The 1,650-nt window shown below is 35.0% G+C and carries 2 protein-coding genes; both read right to left on the reverse strand.

What is annotated here, in order from left to right; genetic code table 11:
• Positions 1-229: 229 nt before the first annotated feature.
• The gene (locus tag LC115_12970) at positions 230-745 is read right to left on the reverse strand and encodes a hypothetical protein (protein MCZ2357579.1); all 516 of its coding nucleotides are present in this window, start codon (positions 743-745) and stop codon (positions 230-232) included.
• Positions 742-1,533 carry a site-specific DNA-methyltransferase gene (locus LC115_12975; GenBank protein MCZ2357580.1) on the reverse strand — a complete coding sequence of 264 codons (792 nt, stop codon included), beginning with the start codon at positions 1,531-1,533 and terminating at the stop codon, positions 742-744. Before LC115_12975 ends, LC115_12970 begins: the two co-directional genes overlap by 4 nt.
• Positions 1,534-1,650 lie beyond the last annotated feature (117 nt).

Raw genomic sequence — 1,650 nt, forward strand, 5'->3', positions numbered from 1 at the left:
TTCTTGTGATGTCATATTATTTTCGTGTTAAATTATACGCAAATATACATATAATTACCTGAATAACAATGATTTAAATTATAGAACCCTCCATAAATTATTTGCCGCAAAGTAGTTCGCATTTTTTGCACTTGCACACACTTCATTAGATGCACAACTATTTGATTAACCACCAAGTTCCCCTTTTTTAAAATTTCGCTAAGTTTTATGTTGGCGGCTGTCGTTCTCTTCATTTGTGGCTGTAAACCTTCTTGCAGTTTTCTTCAGCCCATTTTTCAGAAAAGCCGACATGAGAAATGTCGTTGCTACTAATATCAAGTTGTCTTTCTGTTTCAGCCAGAAGGTCATCAACTTCAATTTCAAAAATTGATTTTATATTGAGTGTCTTGCGAAAGAAGATTGCAAAATAAATCATGTTGTTCCTTGTGATTCTACGAAGTGATTCTTCTCTTTTTTTCGGTGGATGCTTAAACATTCTGTCCAATTGTCCTGAACCACCTTCATAACAGGAAAGGTATTCGTAGAAAATATTATCATCTTTTTTACTGCAAGCATCGGGCATTCGTTTATTAGTTACAACATTGTGTCCAAGAGTTTTTGCAATGATTATTTCTTTGACAAGTCCGGGTTGGAAAATATTGTCAATGCCACTTTCAACACTAAGGTCGTGCAGATTTTGTGCTCTCCGAATCAATTCATCTGAGTCAATCGAATCGGGGTCTATGATGTTTATGTTTACTTTCATTTGAACAAACTGTATTCTTTTATCAGTTCAATTTGATGAACTCGTTCTTTGGTGATAGCAATGTAGTCTGGATTCAACTCAAAGCCGATAAAATTTCTTTTGAGATTTTTACATACAGCAAAAGTTGTCCCTACTCCAGAAAATGGGTCTAATACTAAATCACCTTCGCTTGAACTAGCTTTTACAATTCGTTCAATTAATTTTTCAGGTTTTTGTATTGTGTTCAGAAGTTCTCTGTTGATTAGTTCTTTTGATTTGTAAGTAAGTTGCTTGATGTCACCCCAAACATCTCCGGGGTTTTTTCCGTCATCGTTGAACTTTGTTTTTCCGTATTGTCCGTTTGTTACAGATGGAACTTTTTCACAGCGTAAACGATGTTCAAGTTCTACCAATTGAGCAACACGAATATCATCAAGATTGTATGTTTTTGCTTTGCCTTTTGTGAAGTAGGCAATCAAATCGTAGTTATTGGTGTAGTTTAATCGTCCTTGTGCAAGTCGGCTGGGTTGATACCAAATAATTTTCCTATTCAAAGTCAGATAAGGTCGGTAGTCAATAAAGTCAATGCAATTGTCTTTGCCGAAAAGATAAAATGCACCACCAGGTTTAAGGACTCTTGAAAATAATTTGATGAGGTTGAGATTGAAGCTCTGAATGTCAGTAACCTTGTCCCACTCATTTGTTGTAACTCCATACGGTCCATCACAAACGATCAGGTCAATGCTGTTGTCGTCAATTTGTTTTATCAACTCAAATGTGTCGCCTTGATAAATTTCGTTCAATTCCATAATGCAATTTTAGCGATTTTATTCTTGTAATTTGTCGTAAATGAGGGTGAAGTTTTTCACAGTTCGAGCCTGTTGCACGACAAAAAGAATAAAAATATTTAACTATTTGATTTTGAA

It is taken from the genome of Bacteroidia bacterium, assembly GCA_026932145.1.
Taxonomy (GTDB): Bacteria; Bacteroidota; Bacteroidia; order J057; family JAIXKT01; genus JAIXKT01.

Excerpts from the sequence above, each read along its gene's own strand:
- LC115_12970 (MCZ2357579.1), bottom strand. The coding sequence starts at position 745 with ATGAAAGTAAACATAAACATCATAGACCCCGATTCGATTGACTCAGAT.
- LC115_12975 (MCZ2357580.1), bottom strand. The coding sequence starts at position 1,533 with ATGGAATTGAACGAAATTTATCAAGGCGACACATTTGAGTTGATAAAA.